General features: G+C 58.1%; 11 protein-coding genes, 2 tRNA genes and 3 rRNA genes. 8 read left to right on the forward strand and 8 right to left on the reverse strand.

The window, feature by feature from the left end; genetic code table 11:
• Positions 1 to 18 precede the first annotated feature (18 nt).
• Genes BLW03_RS11620 through BLW03_RS11635 form a run of 4 tightly spaced genes read right to left on the reverse strand, consistent with a single transcriptional unit; the run spans position 19 to position 4,692 of the window.
• On the reverse strand, positions 19 to 705 hold the full coding sequence (locus BLW03_RS11620) for a hypothetical protein (protein WP_083350486.1): 687 nt from the start codon (positions 703 to 705) through the stop codon (positions 19 to 21).
• Positions 705 to 2,156: a hypothetical protein gene (locus tag BLW03_RS11625; protein ID WP_074654225.1), complete on the reverse strand. Its 1,452-nt coding sequence runs from the start codon at positions 2,154 to 2,156 to the stop codon at positions 705 to 707. Before BLW03_RS11625 ends, BLW03_RS11620 begins: the two co-directional genes overlap by 1 nt.
• Entirely contained in the window at positions 2,153 to 3,904 is a 1,752-nt protein-coding gene (locus BLW03_RS11630) for an ATP-binding protein (RefSeq protein ID WP_244502054.1), read from the reverse strand. Before BLW03_RS11630 ends, BLW03_RS11625 begins: the two co-directional genes overlap by 4 nt.
• Positions 3,905 to 3,957: 53 nt before the next feature.
• On the reverse strand, positions 3,958 to 4,692 hold the full coding sequence (locus BLW03_RS11635; protein ID WP_348270845.1) for a response regulator transcription factor: 735 nt from the start codon (positions 4,690 to 4,692) through the stop codon (positions 3,958 to 3,960).
• 249 nt (positions 4,693 to 4,941) lie between these two features.
• Between BLW03_RS11635 and BLW03_RS11640 the strand changes: the two genes are divergently transcribed.
• Together BLW03_RS11640 and BLW03_RS11645 are read left to right on the forward strand one after the other, a co-directional pair.
• Complete coding sequence (locus tag BLW03_RS11640) at positions 4,942 to 6,633, forward strand: outer membrane protein assembly factor BamB family protein (RefSeq protein WP_083350487.1); 1,692 nt, start codon at positions 4,942 to 4,944, stop codon at positions 6,631 to 6,633.
• A gap of 153 nt (positions 6,634 to 6,786) precedes the next feature.
• Positions 6,787 to 9,498: a glycosyl hydrolase 115 family protein gene (locus BLW03_RS11645; RefSeq protein ID WP_083350488.1), complete on the forward strand. Its 2,712-nt coding sequence runs from the start codon at positions 6,787 to 6,789 to the stop codon at positions 9,496 to 9,498.
• A 69-nt stretch (positions 9,499 to 9,567) separates the two neighbouring features.
• Here the strand turns inward: BLW03_RS11645 and BLW03_RS11650 are convergent, their stop codons facing one another.
• Positions 9,568 to 10,938, reverse strand: a complete 1,371-nt coding sequence (locus BLW03_RS11650; RefSeq protein ID WP_074654232.1) for an MATE family efflux transporter — start codon at positions 10,936 to 10,938, stop codon at positions 9,568 to 9,570.
• 132 nt (positions 10,939 to 11,070) lie between these two features.
• Here BLW03_RS11650 and BLW03_RS11655 point away from each other — a divergent pair, with 132 nt between their 5' ends.
• From BLW03_RS11655 to rrf, 6 genes are all read left to right on the forward strand, one after another.
• Positions 11,071 to 12,978: a hypothetical protein gene (locus BLW03_RS11655; protein ID WP_074654233.1), complete on the forward strand. Its 1,908-nt coding sequence runs from the start codon at positions 11,071 to 11,073 to the stop codon at positions 12,976 to 12,978.
• 631 nt (positions 12,979 to 13,609) lie between these two features.
• Positions 13,610 to 15,111 (forward strand): 16S ribosomal RNA (locus tag BLW03_RS11660).
• A 293-nt stretch (positions 15,112 to 15,404) separates the two neighbouring features.
• A tRNA-Ile gene (locus tag BLW03_RS11665) sits at positions 15,405 to 15,481 on the forward strand.
• 55 nt (positions 15,482 to 15,536) lie between these two features.
• Positions 15,537 to 15,612: transfer RNA gene (locus BLW03_RS11670), tRNA-Ala, on the forward strand.
• A gap of 336 nt (positions 15,613 to 15,948) precedes the next feature.
• A 23S ribosomal RNA gene (locus tag BLW03_RS11675) occupies positions 15,949 to 18,897 on the forward strand.
• A 181-nt stretch (positions 18,898 to 19,078) separates the two neighbouring features.
• Positions 19,079 to 19,195: ribosomal RNA gene (gene rrf, locus BLW03_RS11680) — 5S ribosomal RNA — on the forward strand.
• The 16S, 23S and 5S rRNA genes sit together here with 2 tRNA genes alongside, the layout of an rRNA operon.
• A gap of 102 nt (positions 19,196 to 19,297) precedes the next feature.
• On the opposite strand, the gene BLW03_RS11685 is transcribed toward rrf, so the two are convergent.
• Genes BLW03_RS11685 through BLW03_RS11695 form a run of 3 tightly spaced genes read right to left on the reverse strand, consistent with a single transcriptional unit; the run spans position 19,298 to position 22,163 of the window.
• Entirely contained in the window at positions 19,298 to 19,771 is a 474-nt protein-coding gene (locus tag BLW03_RS11685) for a protein-disulfide reductase DsbD N-terminal domain-containing protein (protein ID WP_074654235.1), read from the reverse strand.
• A 47-nt stretch (positions 19,772 to 19,818) separates the two neighbouring features.
• Complete coding sequence (locus BLW03_RS11690; protein WP_170835024.1) at positions 19,819 to 21,012, reverse strand: redoxin domain-containing protein; 1,194 nt, start codon at positions 21,010 to 21,012, stop codon at positions 19,819 to 19,821.
• A 41-nt stretch (positions 21,013 to 21,053) separates the two neighbouring features.
• Positions 21,054 to 22,163 (reverse strand): redoxin domain-containing protein, encoded by a 1,110-nt coding sequence (locus BLW03_RS11695; protein WP_074654237.1) that lies wholly within the window; start codon positions 22,161 to 22,163, stop codon positions 21,054 to 21,056.
• Between the last annotated feature and the right edge of the window lie 76 nt (positions 22,164 to 22,239).

Genomic DNA, 22,239 nt, shown 5'->3' on the forward strand with positions numbered 1-22,239 from the left:
TGCATCCGGAGTAGGTCGTCAATAAGTCTTGTGGTCTATTTCATAGCTCTGGCCAAACTTGTTCAGGTGCGTTGCGGGTTGTGACGGCGGGCCAGCGTCAATCCGGCCAAGGTCCGTGGCTTCCTCCGCAGGGACGGTTACCTGCCGCGTTAGATGATTGAGTGCATCGTCCCGTCGGCCTTCCACCCAAACGTGTAACTCGTACGTCCCGCCCGGAACAGCCGTCATGCGGAAGACGCCATCGTCGGCTGCCACGCTGAAATAGGGTGTCGCCAATGACAGGACTACTGCGCTCATGTCGGGATGGATGTTGCAGAAGATGTAGGACACCCCTTCGCGGGAAAACGTGACCGTGCGCATGGAGCCCGCTTCATAGAGCCCCAGGTCAAACCGCTTTCCATCGAAGAGAGAAAACACATTGTGAAAGAAGGGGTCGGCGTTGGGGAAGCTGACGGCGCTGCCGAGGGGAACAACCAGCAGGTGGGGCGAAAACATCTTGTTCTTCTGCAGCAGCGTGAACTTTCCCGGATGCACGGGCACTGCATCCGGAGACAGGGGAGTGAGCCACGCCACGGCAGGAGGCATGCGCTCGTTTTTGCCCTTGGGCGCAAGCGAGAGGCGCGCCGTCACATCCGCAGCATGGGCCACAGCGCCTGACAGCAACATGCCCGCGAGCAGGCCTGACCTGTAGTGACGAGTCCGCATCAGAAGCGATACCCCGCGGCTACGCCGATGGCGTCTGAGGTTCGAGTGGGTCCGACCAGATAGTTCGACCAGAGACGACGATACTCGAGCGATAGCTGAAGGTAACTGCTGGGGCTGACGATGACATTGCCGTACGCCGCGCGGTTCCGGGTCAGGCCCGGATACGACGCTGCCTGGGAAGAGGACGCAGAGCGAACATCGGCCGCAAAAGGTGCATCGATGCCGAAGCCACCATTGAACTGCAACCGGTCGTTCCGGCGGATGGATGCCTGCACCCATCCGCCGGCATTATTCAATGGTCTGGCAGTGTCCGCCGCATTGATTGGGTAGACATAGTCGACATAGCCGCCACCACCCAGACCGCCAAGCCCTGCGCCGCGGTACGCATTGGAGGTGATCTGTACATGCCTGCCGAGCGGCAGGCGCAGATCAGCCGAAGCTGCCCAGGCATTGAAGCGATAGCCTTCCAGCGTGCGATGCGGACTGAAGTACTGTCCTACGCCAACACGAAACCCGGTATCCCGATCGCCCATCGCATAGCCAAGGCGCGATTCCAGTCCGGGCCATCGGCTTCGTTGTGCCAGGCTAAAGGACGCGGTTGCGGTTGAGTTCGGCAGGCGAGGATCCTGCACGTCGATCACGGCGCCTTCCAATTGCAGATGCTGGTTGGTCCGGATTGCGATCTCCTGCTTTACGCCAGCCTGCGGGTTCCACGTCCACAGGTCGCCGCTCCACGCCAGGTTCGGCTGAGCGGTGGATACCAGTGACGTTGGCATGTTTGGTGCAAGCAAGGGGCGATCCAGCGAGAAGAACGCTTCGGTGCTCTTCCAGCGCAGCGATGCGTGCGCTGTGCGAAGACGCACAAGGCCAGAGCCGCCGTAAGTCTGCTGGGAGCCATTGCCAAAGAAGTCGATGTTGAGATCGGCGTGGCTTGTAGCACCGAGCAGATGTGGGCCGGTGGCTTGCAGTCCAAGGATCGTCTGCCGAATGGACATGCCGGTTGTGCCGCTGCCATTCAGCGCATAGGTGGGGTCGATCGGATCGTCGACGCGCCGCGTGTTGATAAATGCGTTGAACAGGATCAGGCCACTCACACGCAACGGATATTTCGACTCAGATTCGACCTTCGCCTGTTCATGCGTTGCAATCTGCGACTCGGCGATTGCCTGGCGCTCCCGCAACTCACCCAGAGACGCGGAGGTGCTGGTGTCGGCGGGTGACGACGAAGGTTTCGCCTCCGGCTTGGCGTCTAGCTGGGACTGGAGTTCTGCCAACTGCTCCTGCAGGAATTGCAGTTGTTTTTGATATGCCGTGACCTGCGACTGGACTTGAACGACTGCATCGCTCAGGCGTTGCAGCTTCTGCTGTGCCGTCTCCGTTGGAGATACTTGCGCCAGCACACACCGGGCAGATCCCACGATCAAGCATGTGACGAGAAGGTTGCGTTTCATGGTGTCACCAGGGAGGCATTCGTCGACGGTTTCGTTGCTTCGCCCGGAGGGCACTTGCGTTCAATCGTCAGCCGAAAGACGGTTGCGCCGGGCTCGCTGCTGACTAACTCCACGCTTCCGTTGTGATCCTGCGCAACGCTGTGGGTCAGTGTAAGCCCAAGGCCGGTCCCCTTCTGCTTTCCATTACTTACAAATGCGTCGAAGAGCGTGTGACGAATGATTTCCGGTACGCCCGGTCCCGTATCTTGCACTGTGATCGCAATGTGTTTTTCGTTTACTGAAACAGAGACGAGGACCTCGCGGCGGCCGTTGCTTTGACCCGCGGACTGGCAGGCGTTCAGCAGCAGGTTATAGACGGCACGTTCCATCTGTCGTGCGTCGATGATGGCGTTGGTGTCATCGTCGGCGTAATCGGCGCGCACGGTGACGCGCTCCGCGTCAGGATGCGCGTGGATCAGTGCGATCGCACGATCGACCACTGTGTTCATCGGGACCGCATGGCGTGGTGGTGTCGACCCGGTGGTGCTGAAGAGCAGCAGGGTATCGAGCATGTCCGTGGTGCCAAGCACGGCGACCCGGATTTCTTCGAAGACTTCGAGCCGTTCGCTTTCAGGCAGTGAGGGTGACGCGAGGAATTCCGCGTTGGCATAGACAGCTGCAAGGTAATGACGCAGATCATGCGATACGGAATGCGCCATGCGGCCAATCGTCGCCAGCCGTTCCGATTCCAGCAGGGCACGGTTCTTCTTCTGGATGTCGGCGCGCATGCCGGCGATGACCTCACTCAGGTAGCGCACTTCACGTGGTCCGTCCGCCGGCAGGGCATAGGCTTCATCCCCGTTCGCAAACGCACTTACGGCAGCGGCCAGGCGCTCCAGCGGCTTCGTCAGCGTACGGGCAAGCACCAGCATCAGCACCGACCCAATGGCGATCGCAAATACGGCAGCCAGCAGGAGCACGCGGCTGATCTCCCGTTCCGCTTGCTCTGCCGTATCGAAGGACTTCAGCACGATGAGGTGCAGCGGTACATTGGCGCTGCGCGTCAGATCGCGCGAGACGGTGAGGAAGCGGCCCGCTCCCAAGCGCAGAGCGCGCGGCGACGCGTCTTCCGCAGACGAAGCGCTTTCAATCACGCCGGCCGATACATCGATGGGCAGGGTCGTAGCCGCAACGCGATTGCCTGCCAGGAAGATGCCTTCCGCCCCGGCGCCGCGACCCACTTCACGCAGCAGCTCATGGTCGACGGAGTATCCGCCCACCACGTATCCCAGCAGGGTCCCGTTGGTTGCCGTTCCGAAGTAGATCGGGGTGTACGTGTACTCATACAAATTGCCGGATGCCAGAAGATAGTGTTTCGCGGACTGAGACATGGCTGCCTGCAGCTGCTGCCTCAAGTCCGCAGCATTCGTGGCGCCTTTGGCATAAGCGGCGATGACCCTGCCTTCGCTGTCGGCAAGTGCAAACAGTTCGTTGCCGCTTAGCTTCCAGAAATCCTGAGCGCTGTCCTGGATGGTGCGTTCATCATGCGTCGTCATTAGCGCCCGCAGCGTGGGCAGCGTTGCCAGCAGTGTGTTCTCGCGCTCAAGCGCGCTGCGCCGGCGTTCCTGCAGGTCCTGAAATGTTTGCAGGGAGTGTTGCAGATCATCATGCAACGAGCGCTGCACGTCTGTGCGCATGCGGTCGCGGACCACCAGCAGGCTCAGTGCCATGGTCACTGCGATGATCAAAGCCACTGAGATCTGCAGCAACAGCCGCGTGCGGATTCCTTTGGTTTGTTTCCCGTGGGCCAAAGTCATTCTCGCTAAGGAATGAATTTGTATCCGGCACCGTGAACGGTCCGGATGTAGCGCGGCTCCGCAGCGTCAGGCTCAAGCTTCTGCCTGAGCTTCAGAATCTGGTTATCAACTGTGCGCGTTGTTGGGTAGGAGTTATAACCCCACACTTCATTCAGCAACTCTTCCCGGCTGAGGACGCGTTCGGGATGATCGGCGAAGTAACGCAACAACTTGAACTCATGCGCCGTCAGGGTGGCAGGCTCGCCGGCGCGCTGTGCCGTCATGCGAGCGAAGTCAATCTCGCATTCGCCGAAGCGAAAGACGGAAGCGGAGGGGGCTTTCTGTGTACGCCGGATGGCAGCCTGGACGCGCGCCAGGAGTTCGCGCGGACTGAAGGGTTTCGTGACGTAATCATCCGCGCCGATGTCAAAGAGCAACACTTTGTCCGCAACTTCGCTGATGGCGCTGAGGATGACGACGGGCGTCCCGGCACGTTCCGCCTTCACCATTCGGCACAGATCGCGGCCATAGATATTTGGCAGCATCAGGTCAAGCACCACGGCGGCAGGCCGTCCGGCGCGGAAAGCATCGAGTCCCGACTGGCCGTCGCCGCAGAGAGTTACGGCATACCCCTGCTCGGAGAAGAGACGGTAAAGAATCTTCTGCATACGAACGTCATCTTCCACGACCAGTATCTGGGCTTTGGTCCCGAGGATGACACCCGCTCCGCTCTTCGCCGCATCGCGTTCCTGCATCTGCATCGTGCCGTTTATTTTCCGCCTTTCGATCGACGATGTGCGGGAAATCTGAATGCAGTGACAAGGTTGTGACAATTGCCGGTGCCTCTTCGCGGAGGATTGGACGCCCTTGCGGTTGCGCGCTGCGGGATAACAGCAAAAGAACAGGACGGTGACATGTCGCTGACATCCCGCCGGTCGGTCCTCTCTAGCGTGATCGCAGCCAGCCACTCCTCCCCTTGGGTGGTCTGAGCCAAAGGAGAGGCCCCCTCTATGCGCATTCCTCTAACGCACCCCCGTTCTTTCCCCTGTAATCGACTCGCCTGTCTTGCAGGCCTGGCAGTGGCAGCGCTTTGCATCGCCCCGATCGCCCAGGCGCAGTACGGTAACGACCATGACGACCACGGCGGTGGCCACAGCCAACATAGCTGGCCATCGTGGGGTGGCAACCTCGAAAACTCGCACGGCAGCGATGCGGAGTCCGCAATCACCACAGAAACAGTCCGCGACCTGAAGGTGAAATGGCAGTTCACGACGGGAGGCGATGTCTCCTCGACACCGACAGTGGAGGATGGCTCGGTATACGTCACCGACTGGGGTGGCTTCATTCATCGCGTCGATGCTGAAACCGGCAAAGCCATCTGGTCACACAAGGTGTCGGAATACACCAATCTCGACACGTCTCTCTCACGCACATCGCCTGCTCTGGCCGGCGACCTTGTCGTAATCGGCGACCAGGGCGCAGCGACTGTGGTCGTCATCAACAAGCGCGACGGCTCGCTCGTCTGGAAGCGGACGCTTGATACGACGCGCACCGCCTACATCACCAGCTCTCCCGTGATTGACGGCGATCGCATCTTTGTAGGGATTGCCTCGGGCCAGGAGGGCCTGGCCGCCAGCGATCCTACCCTTGTCCCCGACTTCCGCGGTTCCGTCGTCGCGCTGGATCGCAAGTCCGGCGATGTGCTCTGGCGCACCTTTACGGTTCCCGATGGCTACAGTGGAGGCGCGGTCTGGGGTGGCAACTTCGTCATCGATCACAAGCGCGGCCAGCTGTATGCGAGCAGCGGCAACAACTACTCGATTCCTTCGAGCGCGAACGCCTGTATCAGTGGCGCCATGACACCCGAGGCGAAGTTCAACTGCCTGGACCGGGCAGACAACATCGATTCCATCCTGGCCATCGACCTTCGCACGGGCAAACCGCGCTGGGCTCGTCGCCTGTTTGGTCCCGATACCTGGACAGTCGCCTGCGTTGCCAAGCCCAACCTGGGTATCCCGTGCCCGGACAATAGTGGCCCGGACTTCGACTTCGGTTCTGCTCCCAACTTCTTCACCGTGCATGCCGGTGGCCGCGAGCGGGACATCGTCGGTGCGGGTCAGAAGAGCGGCATGTACTGGGCGCTCGATCCAGACACTGGTGCAATCCTTTGGGGCACGCAGGTAGGGCCGGGTGGAACCACGGGCGGCATTGAATGGGGCTCCGCGACCGATGGCAAGCGCGTCTATGTTGCGCTCAACAACAGTGGTCGCCTGCCTTACACCTTTCCCAACGGTCAGACCTCCATCGCAGGATCGTGGGCTGCGCTGGACGCGCTGACCGGTAAGGTCGAGTGGCAGGTTCCTGCATCCGGACAGAGTGCAGTGAACCCCACACTTGCGGCGGGAGCTACCGGGCAGATGTCCATTGCGAATGGCGTCGTCTTTGCACCCTCCTTGTCCGGAGACATGGTTGCGCTGGATGCCGCGAACGGAAAGACCCTCTGGAAGTTTGCCAGCGGCGGTTCCGTGGTGGATGGTCCTTCGATCGTCGACGGAACGGTCTATTGGGGAAGTGGCTACGGACACTTCCGCATCGGCACGCCCAACAATAAGTTGTATGCCTTTGAGCTTCCGCATGGGCATCATGAGGAACACGGCGACGACCACGGCGATGGGAGGGATGGGCGCGAACGCGGCAAGTAAAGTCCTGAAGATGCCGTGGAGATGCTGGGAACCGGGCGCGTCAAGCTGCCCGGTTCCAGCACCTGAAGCGATCGCGCTCTAGCCACCGGGGCGTGCAAAAAGCTTCCAGCGGGAGGCCGGGCCGGTGCGTGCTCGTGCCTTAGACTCTTGAGCATGCGAACATCTCACCGCGTGCTCCTCTTGGCCTTCGTTGGCAACGTTGCGGCCGCCTTGTGCGCGGCCCAAACGCCGCTTGTGGAATTGGACAAACCATCGCAGGCCACGTCATTCGCGGTAGCGGCGCAGGGCAGAGCAGCGGCAATCTATGTTGCACCCGGCAATCCGGAAAGCGTACGGACTGCTGCGGAGGCATTTGCCGGCGATGTCGAGCGCGTTACGGGCATACGTCCCGCACTCCTGACCAGCCTGAAGGCGCCTTTGCCTGCACAGTTGATCCTGGTCGGGGTTGTCGGAAAGACGTCCGAGTTCGACCAGCTCCAGAAACAGCATCGTCTTGAGACTGCTGCGATCGATGGCAAGTGGGAAGCGGCGGAGACGCTTGTGATCTCCAATCCGCCCGCCGCTCTTCTTCCGGGAGTAAAGTCGGCCCTGATCGTTGCAGGAAGCGACCGGAGAGGGACTGCCTTCGCACTGTTTGCGATGTCGCGGGCCATGGGCGTCTCTCCCTGGTACTGGTGGGCTGACGTGCCCGTGGCGAAACATCGCGCAATTTATGTCTCGCCGGGGTTGCACACACAGGCTCCGCCTTCGGTGCAATACCGCGGCATCTTCCTGAACGATGAAGACTGGGGTCTTCGTCCGTGGGCTGCGAAGAAGATGGATCCCGCGGTCGACGGCGGCAAGGGGAATTTCGGTCCACACACGTACGAGCACATCTTTGAGCTTCTTCTGCGCTTGCACGCTAACTCGCTTTGGCCGGCGATGCATCCGGGATCGTTGGCGTTCAATGCGATTCCTGAGAATGCAGTATTGGCCGACAAGTGGGGCGTCGTGATGGGTTCCTCGCATTCTGAGGCCCTGCTGCGAAACAACGTTGGCGAGTGGAGCGAGGCAGCGCCGCCCCGGGGCGATGGTCCCTGGAACTACCAGAAGAATGCCGATGCGATGAATGCGTATTGGGACAAGCGTCTGCAGGTGAACGGCAAGTACGAGAACTTCTACACGGTGGGCCTGCGAGGGCTCCACGACTCGGGACTGCAGGCGACCGGATCAGCCGAGGTGAAAGCTCGCCTTGTGGAAGGCGCGATGACGAAACAGCGGCAGTTGTTGGAGGAGCGGGTAAACCGAAACGTCGCAACACTGCCGCAGGTGATCTGGCTCTACAAGGAATCGTTGGATCTGTACCGCGCGGGCATGAAGGTGCCGGAGGATGTAACGCTCGGCTGGACGGACGACAACTATGGCTACATTCGGCAGTTGCCCAACGCCGTGGAGCAGAAGCGGCCGGGCGGTTCAGGCGTGTATTACCACGTCAGCTACTGGGGAGCTCCGCACGATCATCTCTGGTTAAGTTCGACTCCCCCCGCACTGATCCGCGAAGAGATGACCAAAGCGTACGACCACAATGCCAGGAAGTATTGGGTTCTGAATGTAGGCGACATCAAGCCGGCGGAAATGGACATTGACTACTTCATGCAACTGGCCGTGGATGAACCGGGAATGTCGAAGATCAGCCAACGACAGTTCCTGCAGGGCTGGTTGCATGAGCAGATTCCGTCCGCCAATGCTGCAGCGGCTGCAGACCTGATGACCCGCTACTACGCCTTGAACTTTGTCCGCAGGCCAGAGTTCATGGGCTTCAACGGGTACGACGACGGGGTCAAGCGAACCGACTTCAATCCGCTTGCCTGGCCAAGCCATGGCCAGCCGGACCAAAATCATGCACGCACGGCCGAGTGGGCACGGGCCAGTGAAGAGGCGCGCGTCCTCTCGAAGTCACTTCCGGCTGACGAGACTGCGGCGTACTTCGAGCTTGTCGGCTATCCCGTGGAAGCGGCTGCAGCGATGAACGAAAAGTTTCTTGCGACGGACCTGAGCTTTCTGGATGCAGCGAAACAGAAGTCAGCAGAGACACAGCGCGATGCGTCACGAGCGCAGGCGGCCTACCAGACCATTCAGGCGCTCACAGCGAAATACAACAACCTGCTAGGAGGGAAGTGGGACGGCATCATGTCCGCCTCGCCGCGCGAACGACGTGTGTTCGAAATGCCCGCTACTGCCACAGCAGCCGATGCAAAGACCCCTTTGCCCGCAAGTTGGGGTGAGGGCCAGATGCAACCGGAACGCGCCCCGAAGAGTGTCACTGGCTTTACGGAGCAGCACGGGGCCGTGTCGATCAATGCAGCTCACTATGGGACGAAGATCGATGGCGATATCGCGCATTGGCAGACGCTCGATGATCTCGGCATCTCCGGGAGTTCGGTGGTTTATGGCAGCCCCGGCGCGCTCGCGAATACGGCGGCTTCGGGAACGCCCTCATCGAATGCAGCGTCGCTGGACTACGACTTCACAACAGTAACGACTGACCCGGGCAAGCTGTCGATCTATCTGCTGCCAACGTTTCCGCTGGATTCGGAGCATCGTCTTCGCTACGCGGTTGTACTTGACGTCGGAGCGCCGATGGAGCGCGTGATCAACGGTAACGGCATGCAGGCGGCAGAATCCGGAGACGGCCCAAGCGGCGCGGAGTGGCCCCGGAACGTGTTGCGGAATGCTGCGGTCGACAGCATCGAACTGCCCTCGTTGGCACCCGGCAAACATCACATCAAGCTTCTCTATCGCGACCCGGGTGTCGTGTTCCAACATCTCCTGCTGACGTTCAAGGGTGCCGCTCCGGCTTACCCGGTTCCCCCTGAGACGCGCTGAGCAGATGACCTTAAGCGGACACGAGGTGGCTCTGCGTTATTGCTGAGCCATCTACCTCCCGGTTGTCACTCAGCGCGAAATAAGCGCAGGTGTGGTGGCATGAAGCGGGGCGTGTGACTTCCTTTGCCATACCGTGAAGAGCGCGATCGAGATCAGAATGAGCGCGGTCGTGAGACCGATCCAAACACCGAAGATACCCATGCGAGCCACAAAGCACAGCGCCGCTCCCAGGGGCACGCCGATGACCCAGTAGCCAACCAGGTTCGCCCACATGGAGGTGCGCGTCTCCCCCATGCCGCGCAACGCTCCGCTGGCAATGATCTGGACACCATCGAACACCGCGAAGAGCGACGCAAGCGCGAAGAGCGGTACACCAATCGCGGTGACGTCCTGATCATGCGTATAGAGCGCGATCAGGTGCTTTGGCACGGCAAAGAACAACACCGTCGCGCACAGCATGAAGCCCACGCCCAGACCGAATGCCAGCAACGCCCGCAGCCGTGCACCCTTCGGATCGCCCGCGCCTAACGAGTGCCCAACGGCGATGGCCGCTGCCGCGCTGATGCCCAGCGGCACCATGAACGCGAGTGCCGCATAGTTCAGCACGATCTGGTGTGCGGCCAGCGCATCCGGCGAGATCTTTCCAGCCAGGACGGTCGCGACACCAAAGGCACCCACTTCCAGCACAAGCTGTGTTGCGGCGGGCAGGCCCAGCTTTAGCAACTCCCGCATCTCGCGCAGCACGGGCCTCGCCCAGTGCGCGAACAGCGGATGGCCGCGCTGCTTCTCATAGCGCCACGCGAACGCGAACAACGTCAATGCCATCAGGCAGCGTGACAACACGGTCGAGATGGCGGATCCGCCCACACCCAGTGCAGGCAGACCCAGCTTGCCGTTGATCAGGACGTAGTTGCCGCCCCAGTTCAGCAGGTTCGCTGCAACAAACGTAACGGTGATGACCCGCACCTGCCCTACGGCCTGAAGGTAGCGGCGCGATGCTGCGTACAGCAGCAGGGGCAGCGTGCCCAGCAGCAGGATGTCAATGTATGTCCGGGTGGGATGGATGAGTTCGGCTGCGACACCGAAGTGCGGGGTCAACGTACTCAGGCCGAAGGTGATCAGCATCAGTGGCACGGTCGCGATCAACGCCACATAGACACCCTGCGCCAGCCAGCGATGGCACGCTTCATGGTCGCCGCGACCATACGCGTGCGCCACTACGGTATCCAGACCAAGCATCAACCCCAGACCGAAGAGCGACGGAGCGTAGTACAGCGCATTGCCCAGCGCGACGGCGCCAATCGCAACAGGGCCAAGGCGACCCACCATGATCACGTCAACGACACCCTGCAGCATCCAGCCAAGTTCAGCCAGCACCACGGGCCACGCCAGTTTCAGCATGAATCGAAGTTCCATCCGCCACGGGTGTGTCTGAGCCATCCGAAGATTCTATCGAGATTGGCCTGTTGCCTGAGCAACTGGTCCGTGTGGCCGCATTGTCTACTCCCGCGAGACCGAACGGGGTGGGAGTGGAAGATACGTCCGCATACCGTTCGGAGCTACATTGGTAGTGTGATCGGCGTCGGAATCCCACCAAGCTGCCATGGAGCAAGCGTCCACTCCGCGCAACCAGGTCCACCAGCAGCCTACGTCTGCGTCGGCAACGTCTATGTGCCGGCGACAGCAAGTGCTCTCCCCGCGGCGGTGGCAACATTGCGTCCTCCGGAGGCAGCCGCTGCGGCTTATCCGTCGGGACCTGCGGCCGACCATTCCGATGTGGCGATAAGGAACACAGACCTGCCGGTGCAGACGATCGGGGCCCCTCGGTACTTTGTGAACTCGCTCACCGGGAATGAGGCAAACGATGGTCTGACCCCAGCCACCGCTCTGGCGACCGGTGTCAGCAAGATGGGTGTTGCAAATGCCACGCTCCTGCTCTACTCGGCCGGCACCTATCGTGTGCAGTATTTGCCCACAGCTTCGGGCATCACATTTGCGCCATACGGGCCTGCACCCGTGTGCAATGCGCCGCAGGACGGTAGCACGCCGCAGTGCTCCAACATCCCCACCATCAAGGGGTCGGACATCGTCTCTGGCTGGACGGATGACGGAACAGGCAGCCACACCTATAAGGCAAACTTCACTGCCATTGCAGATCCGGCGAAGACCAAGGTCTACCTCGATAACCTGGACAACTTTGAAACGACGCCCTTGGCTCGCACCACCAGCCTGGCCCTTGTGCGCTCAGAACCCGGCAGTTTCTTTATCACCGGAGGCCACTTGTACCTGCATCTCGCGGACAACACCAGTCCCGCCAGCCACGCGGTCGAAGCCTCGACACGCGACTACGGCATCTGGTCGGGCGCGAACAGTAACCTGACGGTGCGGGGCATCCGCTTGATGGCGGCCAATCATGCCGGCTTGATGGATTGGGCGAATGGCGGCACAGCGAATGGACTGGTCCTCGACGGCGGATGGATGGCCTACAACAACGGCCTGAGCGACCAGGTCTCTGACCCCAACACGCACGACACGACAGACGGCAACATCGTTGCGTTCACCGGCACCGGAGCGGACTCCGCCACACAAAGTTTGACTGGGATTGTTATCCAGGACGGCTTCGCAGGAAGGCGCGACACGGAGAGCATGGTGCTCAACGATCACGGTGCCGGGATCGCCGTGATGTCGGCCACGGGCGCGCGGATCCAGCATGTAAAAATCCGGTCGACCAATGGTCACGGCTTTGTTCTGCGCCGTTACTACGCGGGTCTGATGGCGAATGACGTGATTGACGATGTTGAGGTGACGAAGTCGCAGGGCAATGGCTACGTAGTGAATTGCACCAATTGCCAGATGACCAACGTTCGGGCGCATGACAGCGCAGGCAACATCCAGACAGGCAGCAACACAAACTTCATCAACGCCCACAACTGGGTCTACAACCTGACGTCCGCATTCCAGCACGGCCTGTACAACGGCTTCGACGACCAGAGCAGCTCGAACACCTCTGAATTCGACAACCATTGCTGGCATGTTGCGAACAACTGTTCGACCCATGAGTCCGATAGTGGTGTCGGCAGCACCGGCACCATCACCTCGAATCACTATGACGCCAGCGGCAACACCACCAATCAGGATGTGGCGCCCACCCCCAGGGATGTCGTCGTGCCCATCTACGCAACATTGGCCTCTGTTGCCGGTGGACTCAGGGGATCCGGCAATACGCTTATCCCCGGCAGTGCGCCAGGAAACCTGGTGGCCTGGTGGGGTGCCAGGGATGCGGGCGATCACGCACCCCGGTACACCGACGAGCAATTCGCCGTTGTGGCTCCGGGATTCTCGCTGACGGGACACGCGCCGACGGCACCAACCGGCCCCTGCTCCGCACCGACCTTCACAAATGCCTGGCGCCAGTGGGTCACCGGTGATGACGGCCGCAAGAGCTACTGTGACGGAAGCCAGTGGCTCCCGAAGTTCTAACTGCCTTCGGTACGAGCACGGGTGCTCCGAAGTGAAGACAATCCAAAGAGGAGTTACCCAACCAAGAGTGTCCATCCTGAGGAAAAAGTAACGGTGAGGGTATTCAACCGCGTCATTCGGTCAATCAAACAGAAATCTATTTGGCTCGTATGTACAAGCAAGGAATAGGGTTAATGCACTCGCGTCCAAGCAAGTCAACATTCCTGAAAGAAAATGCGATCCGAAGTGTTGACGAAGCTCGATCTGCTTGTTACATTAGAAAAGTCGTCGCGAGCGGTTCTGAAACATCTCGCGACCCAAGCGCTTAGAGTACTGGATGCGTCGAGCTCAGCTCCTCCCGGTCCTTAAGCCCAAGTCACCGACAACATATAAGACTCACACCCTTAAAGGGGTGAGTTAAGTTCGAGGACACAACCGTTGAGTCAATGACTTGCGGCGTCCTTGATCCAAAGCGGACGGCTTAGGCCTGATCTGACTAGGATCTTTGACAACATGGTTGAACGTGCCAGTCGTGAGATGCATTGGACCTTACGGTTTAGTCATTCTCACTTGTTTTAAACCGGCTAGTTTTCGAGACTAGACCGGGCACCTATGCTAACCACCTCCGTGAGTTAGTAAGTGCAACCAGCATTCAAACGAGAGTTTGATCCTGGCTCAGAATCAACGCTGGCGGCGTGCCTAACACATGCAAGTCGCACGAGAAAGGGTCTTCGGATCTGAGTAAAGTGGCGCACGGGTGAGTAACACGTGACTAATCTACCCTCGAGTGGGGAATAACCTAGGGAAACCTGGGCTAATACCGCATAACACTTACGAGTCAAAGCAGCAATGCGCTTGGGGAGGAGGTCGCGGCAGATTAGCTAGTTGGCGGGGTAATGGCCCACCAAGGCAATGATCTGTATCCGGCCTGAGAGGGCGCACGGACACACTGGAACTGAAACACGGTCCAGACTCCTACGGGAGGCAGCAGTGGGGAATTTTGCGCAATGGGGGAAACCCTGACGCAGCAACGCCGCGTGGAGGATGAAGTCTCTTGGGACGTAAACTCCTTTCGACAGGGAAGATAATGACGGTACCTGTAGAAGAAGCCCCGGCTAACTTCGTGCCAGCAGCCGCGGTAATACGAGGGGGGCAAGCGTTGTTCGGAATTATTGGGCGTAAAGGGCGCGTAGGCGGTTTGGCAAGTTTCGTGTGAAATCTTCGGGCTCAACTCGAAGTCTGCACGGAAAACTGCCGGGCTTGAGTATGGGAGAGGTGAGTGGAATTTCCGGTGTAGCGGTGAAATGCGTAGATATCGGAAGGAACACCTGTGGCGAAAGCGGCTCACTGGACCATTACTGACGCTGAGGCGCGAAAGCTAGGGGAGCAAACAGGATTAGATACCCTGGTAGTCCTAGCCCTAAACGATGATTGTTTGATGTGGCAGGTACCCAATCCTGCCGTGTCGAAGCTAACGCGATAAACAATCCGCCTGGGGAGTACGGTCGCAAGGCTGAAACTCAAAGGAATTGACGGGGGCCCGCACAAGCGGTGGAGCATGTGGTTTAATTCGACGCAACGCGAAGAACCTTACCTGGGCTCGAAATGTACCGGAATCCGGCAGAAACGTCGGCGTCCAGCAATGGACCGGTATATAGGTGCTGCATGGCTGTCGTCAGCTCGTGTCGTGAGATGTTGGGTTAAGTCCCGCAACGAGCGCAACCCTTATCTCTAGTTGCTACCATTTAGTTGAGCACTCTAGCGAAACCGCCTCGGATAACGGGGAGGAAGGTGGGGATGACGTCAAGTCCTCATGGCCTTTATGTCCAGGGCTACACACGTGCTACAATGGCCGGTACAAACCGCTGCGAACCCGCGAGGGGGAGCCAATCGGAAAAAGCCGGCCTCAGTTCGGATTGGAGTCTGCAACTCGACTCCATGAAGCTGGAATCGCTAGTAATCGCAGATCAGAACGCTGCGGTGAATACGTTCCCGGGCCTTGTACACACCGCCCGTCACATCACGAAAGTGGGTCGTACTAGAAGTCGGTGCGCTAACTCGCAAGAGGAGCAGCCGCCCAAGGTATAATTCATGATTGGGGTGAAGTCGTAACAAGGTAGCCGTAGGAGAACCTGCGGCTGGATCACCTCCTTTCTAAAGAGAACCAGTCTGACAAAGTCAAAACGCCTCGCGTATCGCGAGCAGCTTACGAGCTGAGTTCGACTGAGGTCAGACAACCTCCAGGATTTATCCTGGAGAGCTTGAACTAAGCCTCTCTTTGGTCTAATTCCCATCTATGCGATGGTCATCACTGGCGTAGCCGGTGAGCACGTTCAACTGTGTCCTCGAAATCTTTCGAGAGCCAACTGCTTTGCAGTGAGCTCAAGGTAAATCAGAGGGTTGCCGGCAGGGTTCCGCGAGGGGCTCTGCCGGTATCGCCCTGATCTGGGCCTGTAGCTCAGTTGGTTAGAGCGCACCCCTGATAAGGGTGAGGTCGGTAGTTCGAATCTACCCAGGCCCACCACCAACCACTTGATTGGAAGCCGTGCGAGCGGTACTCTGGTGAAGTTGTTCTGAATGGGGCTGTAGCTCAGTTGGGAGAGCGCCTGCTTTGCAAGCAGGATGTCATCGGTTCGATCCCGGTCAGCTCCACCATTCTCTCGAAAGAATGAGTCTGTATGAGGTTGAGGAAGCTACTTCGGTAGTGCTCCTGAGCCTTGGACAGAACGCGTGTGCGGCTAAGTGATTAGTCTGCCGCGAGGAAAAGTCCCGCACCCCAGGGTGTGATGGTAAGCGAGATAGCTTGCCTGTGATGTTTGACAACTGAATAGATTGGGTAAATATAACTACAAGGCTGAGCCTTCAGTTTCCCGGGTTTTCTCTGGGAGTAAATCTGAAGATTTAGTGTTGAGTGTCTTTAGGATAATAAACGGCGAAGTAAAGGACTTGCAGCATTAGCAGAGTATGTTTCTGCGTGCGAGTAAATTCTATGAACAAGCTACTAAGGGCGCACGGTGGATGCCTTGGCAGAATCAGGCGATGAAGGACGTGGCAAGCTGCGATAAGCTTCGGGGAGCCGCACACAGGCGTTGATCCGGAGATTTCCGAATGGGGAAACCCACATGAGCAAAACTCATGTATGACCCGCTGAATACATAGGCGGGCTCAAGCGAACGGGGGGAAGTGAACCATCTCAGTACCCCCAGGAGAAGAAAGAAACCTCGATTCCGAGAGTAGTGGCGAGCGAAATCGGATGAGCCCAAACCCGTTCCATTTCGGTGGCACGGGGGTTGTAGGGCCTGCAACAAGTAGAGTTACCAATCCAGTAGATAGTCAAAGCCCTTGGAAAGGGGCCCCATAGAGCGTGACAGGCGCGTAGACGAAATTTATCTGGACTCGAAGCAGGTACCTGAGTAAGGCGGGGCACGAGAAACCCTGCTTGAATCCACGGGGACCATCCCGTAAGGCTAAATACTCGATTCTGACCGATAGTGAACCAGTACCGTGAGGGAAAGGCGAAAAGCACCCCATTGAGGGGAGTGAAAAGTACCTGAAACCGTGTGCCTACAAGCAGTGGGAGGACTATGCCCGTAAGGGAATGTCTGACCGCGTGCCTATTGCATAATGAGCCGGCTAGTTATTCTTGTCAGCAAGGTTAAGCGTGAGCGAGCCGCAGCGAAAGCGAGTCTGAATAGGGCGATAAGTTGGCAGGAATAGACGCGAAGCGGGATGATCTACCCTTGGCCAGGTTGAAGATGGGGTAACACCCATTGGAGGACCGAACCGGTGTTTGTTGAAAAAAGCTCGGATGAGCTGAGGGTAGGGGTGAAAGGCTAATCAAATTCCGTGATAGCTCGTTCTCTCCGAAATAGCTTTAGGGCTAGCCTCGGGTGATTTGGATTGGTGGTAGAGACATGATTGGACTAGGGGGCTTTCCGGCTTACTGAATCCAGCCAAACTTCGAATGCCAATCACAACCAGCCCGGGAGTCAGACTGTGGGGGCTAAGCTTCACAGTCGAGAGGAAAACAGTCCAGACCGCCTGCTAAGGTCCCCAAATTATCGTTAAGTGGGAAAGGAAGTCGGAACGCTCAGACAGCCAGGAGGTTGGCTTAGAAGCAGCCATCCTTTAAAGAAAGCGTAATAGCTCACTGGTCAAGCGGTCCGGTGCCGACAATACAACGGGGCTAAAACGATATACCGAAGCAGCGGATGCACACCTATGGTGTGCGTGGTAGGAGAGCATTCTCGCGACAATGAAGGCAGACTGAGAAGACTGCTGGAGTTTCGAGAAGAGACCCTGCCGGCATAAGTAGCGATAATCAGTGTGAGAACCACTGACGCCGAAAGTCTAAGGTTTCCTGAGGAAGGTTAATCCGCTCAGGGTTAGGCGGTCCCTAAGCTGAGGCCGAAAGGCGTAAGCGATGGATATCCGGTTAATATTCCGGACCTCCCAATACCTCGTTATTACGATGGGGTGACACAGAAGGATAATCAGGCCCTCCTATGGCTATGGGGGTTGATACACGTAAGCTGGATCTGATAGGCAAATCCGTCGGGTCTTAACAGTGAGGTGTAAAACAGTAAGGCGTATGCCTGAAAGCTGATGAGTTCACGCTGTCAAGAAAAACCTCTAAGGAGAGGGATTGGGAACCGTACCACAAACCGACACAGGTAGACGAGGAGAATATCCAAAGGCGCTCGAGTGAAGGCTTGTTAAGGAACTCGGCAAATTAGACCCGTAACTTCGGGAGAAGGGTCGCCACGGTAGGGTTTATAGCCCGAAGTGGCCGCAGTGAAACGCGTACGGCGACTGTTTAACAAAAACACAGGTCTCTGCAAAGTCTAAAACGACGTATAGGGGCTGACTCCTGCCCGGTGCTGGAAGGTTAAAAGGAGGGGTTAGCGCAAGCGAAGCTCTGAATTGAAGCCCCAGTGAACGGCGGCCGTAACTATAACGGTCCTAAGGTAGCGAAATTCCTTGTCGGGTAAGTTCCGACCTGCACGAATGGAGTAACGATCGTACGACTGTCTTAACGAGTTGCTCGGCGAACTTGTAGTACCGGTGAAGATGCCGGTTACCCGCAGCTAGACGAAAAGACCCCGTGCACCTTTACTATACTTTTACTATGGGTTACGGCATTTGCTGCGCAGGATAGGTGGGAGGCTTTGATCTCGGGATTTCGGTTTCGAAGGAGCCAACGGTGAGATACCACCCTGCGAATGTTGTGACTCTAACCTCCTTCCCTTATCGGGAAGAGGGACATAGTAAGACGGGTAGTTTGACTGGGGCGGTCGCCTCCTAAATTGTAACGGAGGCGCGCGAAGCTACACTCAGGCTGTTTGGAAATCAGCCGTCGAGTGCAAAGGCATAAGTGTGGTTAACTGCGAGACCTACAAGTCGAGCAGATGCGAAAGCAGGCCTTAGTGATCCGGTGGTTCTGTATGGAAGGGCCATCGCTCAACGGATAAAAGGTACGCCGGGGATAACAGGCTGATCATTGCCAAGAGTTCATATCGACGCAATGGTTTGGCACCTCGATGTCGGCTCATCGCATCCTGGAGCTGTAGAAGGTTCCAAGGGTTAGGCTGTTCGCCTATTAAAGCGGTACGTGAGCTGGGTTCAGAACGTCGCGAGACAGTTCGGTCTCTATCTGCTGTGGGCGTAGGAGATTTGAAGGGGGCTGTCCTTAGTACGAGAGGACCGGGATGGACGAACCTCTTGTGTTCCAGTTGTCTTGCCAAAGGCACGGCTGGGTAGCGAAGTTCGGTTATGATAACCGCTGAATGCATATAAGCGGGAAGCATGCCCTAAGATGAGATCTCCCAACCCAAAAGGGAAATGAAGGGCCCTGGAAGACCACCAGGTTGATAGGCTGGATGTGGAAGCGCAGTAATGCGTGTAGCTTACCAGTACTAATCGCCCGTTCGGCTTGATCATAGAATTTACTCTGCGCAGAAACATCGTTTCTGTCCTGAGACAATTCAACACAAGCTAAGTAGTTATGTTCGGAGCGCAAGCTCTGCGACGAAACTAAGTACGAAAATTACGAAGTATATGTCTACTCAATCTATTCAGTCGTGAAACTTCGCAGCAGGTATTGCGCGAGTTTTGACAATTTGCCGGTGAGAATATCACGAGGGCTACACCCGTTCCCATCCCGAACACGGAAGTTAAGTCTCGTTGAGCCGATGGTACTGCACGGGTGACTGTGTGGGAGATTAGGTTATCGCCGGCATAAACAACAAAGGCCCACTCTTCGGAGTGGGCCTTTTGTCTTGAGCGGCAAAAACTGGATTGTTTGCTTGCCTGTGAGATCTTCTACGGACATCGAAAGCATTTAGTTCTTCTTCCAGTCAGCGGTCAGGTGTGCCGTGTACGGCGGCAGGCAGAGGCGGTCGTTGCAGGCCTGGAAACGTACGTCCACCGGGATAACATCGACTGCCGCTGAGCCCTGCTTCTTGACATCGACGACCAGGTTCACCTCGTTCAGGTAGTAGACGGCCTCCATCTTGAAGGTGGGGTCGTCATGACGCGTCACCTTCGTCTCCGCTACCGGTGCCTGCAGGACAAACGGAGCGCCTGTTGGAATGGTGATCCTGAGCGGTGTCGGCCCTCCGGAAGGCTGCGAGAGTGCGTAGACATGCCACCCATCCTGGATCGTTGCAGCCAGTCCGACCGACGCTGAAGCCGCGGTGGACTTCGTCACCTTCGCGCTCCACTTCACGACTTCGTAAGGCCGCTGACCGGCGCTCACAGCTGTCGACGAAAGCAGACCGAGTGACGCGATCAGGATGCATTGATTGGTGGTCATGGAGTCAGTCCTTAAAAAGCTCGGAATACCTGGATGTTTTGCGAAACTCACTTTGTCCGCGAAGCCCAGTACTCCGCTTGACCGGGATAGTGAGGGTTATCTGTGAAGCTTCCTAGAATTGCGTGCCGCACCTCAAGAATATCCACCGGACCCTTATGCGCGTAGACGAGTTTGCCACCCGGCGCAATCACTGCGGTGAACTCTTCATTCGGTTGCCATGTGCTGCCAAAGGCGCTCTGCACAGCCTTCAGATCTGCCGGGGCAAGCTGCAGATTCTTGCTGGAAGCGTATTGGGCATGCAGGAAGTCCGTTGCTTTGGCCGTGTTCGCCGGGGCATCAGTATCCACCGTCACAAAGTTGTAAGAGCGTCCGCGATACATGCGCCAGGTGGTCTGCAGGTCGGCGAAATCTTTGTCAGCATTCTGACCTGCTGTGCTCCAGAAATGGACCACCGTGACCTTGTCACCACTGTTCGCACGGAGGGCTGTAAGGTCGGCCGTCGATGCAGGCGTGAGTTCCACCGGCTCCGCGTGAATCCTTGTCATCTCGCGCTCAACGTCGCCGGATTTCGAAAGCCACTTCGTCGAGCATCCAAACGCAGGCCGATGTGGCACCGCAACGGCACCACCTGACAGCAGCGCCTCGATTGCATCATGCGCATCGTGCACCTTCACCAGCGCCTCGTTCTGGTTGTCATCGATGCGTCCCTCGTAGCGCAGCTTGCGATCAGAATCAAAGATGAAGATGTGAGGCGTGGCGACTGCTCCGAACTTTTGCGCAGTGCTCTGCGTCTCGCCGTCGGAGACATAGGGCCACGGGATCTGCCGATCGCGCACACGGATCTTCATGTCCTCGGGTGAGTCGGTCAAGTCCGTGTAGCCGAGTTCGTCCAGGCGAACAGCCTTCGGGTTGTTTGGATTGATGGCGACGAACTCCACTCCCTTGCCGTGGTAGGTGTCGTACAGGGCGCGCATGCGACCCTCGTAGTTTTCCGAGACCGGGCAATGGACCGACTCGAACATCACAACAAGCACCTTCCCTTTGCTGAACTCCGACAGCGTGTGCGTTTTGTCATCTGTCCCTTTCAGCGCGAAGTCGGGTGCGGCCGTGCCGATGGGCATGAGCGGATGTTCGAGATTCGCTGTCATAGGGATCGTGCCGGCGGGCGGCGGCGGTGTCTGCGAGTGTGCCTGGAAGGTGCCGACGACTGCTGCGAGTAGAAGGAAGGAAAGGCGGCGCATGAGTCTGCTCCTATACGGAAATAAGTCTGTTTGGGCGGAGATCATTTCGCCGCCCAGTATGCCTGCGCTCCCACGTGTTCGGGATCGTCCGGCAGATTGGCCAGAATGGCGCGACGGATCTGCATGAGGTCAATCTCACCTTGTTCGTGAAAGAGGACGTCGCCACGCGGCGAAAGCAGTACCGTCACTGGAACTGCTGACCCCGCGTTGGGGTCAAAGGCGTCCTGCATGGCGTACGTGTCATCGGAGCCATAGAGCAAATTCGCAGTGGTAGCGTTCATCCTCTTGAGAAAGGCGAGCACCTCGGGCTGCTCTGCCGGCACGTTGGACGAGACCGTGGTGAAGGCGAACGCGCGATCGCGATACATGCGATTGGTCGCCATAAGATCTGGAAATTCGGTGACACAAGGTCCGCACCAAGTGGCGTAGAAGTTGACCAGCAGCAGCTTACCCGTGGGATTTTGCCGAAGCTTCGAAAGCATTTGTGCGCTGGCGAGTGTAACGCTAATGGGGCCGTTGTCGATGGTGGCTTTGACCTCTGCATGCGGTCCCAGATGAAGCGTGCAACCTGCCGCCTTGGTCGACGCCACAGAGACTGGCTTCTCCGCGAGAAGCTCTTCCACTGCGGTTGTCGCGCTATGCACGGTGGCCGGGCCATTTGCTGGATCGCTGTCGAAGCTGCCGGTGTAGCGGAGCTTGCGATTCTTGTCGAAGATGAAGACGGACGGAGCGACCGTTGCGCCGAAGGCCTCAGCGGTACTGCCGGTATTGCCGTCATACAGATAAGGGAAGTGGAAGTTGCGGAAGGTGGCCCGCTCCTTCATCTCCTCAAGGCTGTCGCCCACGTCGGACCATGCGAGGTCCTTCTCTGTAACAGCCTTTGGATTACTCGACTGGATTGCGACGACGGAGACACCGTTGCCGGTGAATCTCTTGGTCATGTCGTTCAGGCGGGACTCGTAGAGCTGCGATTCCGTGCAGTGGTTGCATAGAAAGGCGACGACCAGCACCTGGCTCTGCTGCCAGTCAGCGGGTTTGTGAACGACACCGTCCGTTCCCGGAAGGCTGAAGGCCGGCAACGCATCCCCGAGCGCGAGCGGCCTCGCCGTCGCCTGGCCCCAACCGGCCGACACGGAGACTGCTACCAACATAAGAAGGATGGCGGGAAAATTTCTGCGCACGCGCTCTGCCCCTAACTTCGGTGGCCATCATCTATATGCCTTCGAA

Origin of the sequence: Terriglobus roseus (assembly GCF_900105625.1) — a bacterium.
GTDB lineage: Bacteria > Acidobacteriota > Terriglobia > Terriglobales > Acidobacteriaceae > Terriglobus > Terriglobus roseus_B.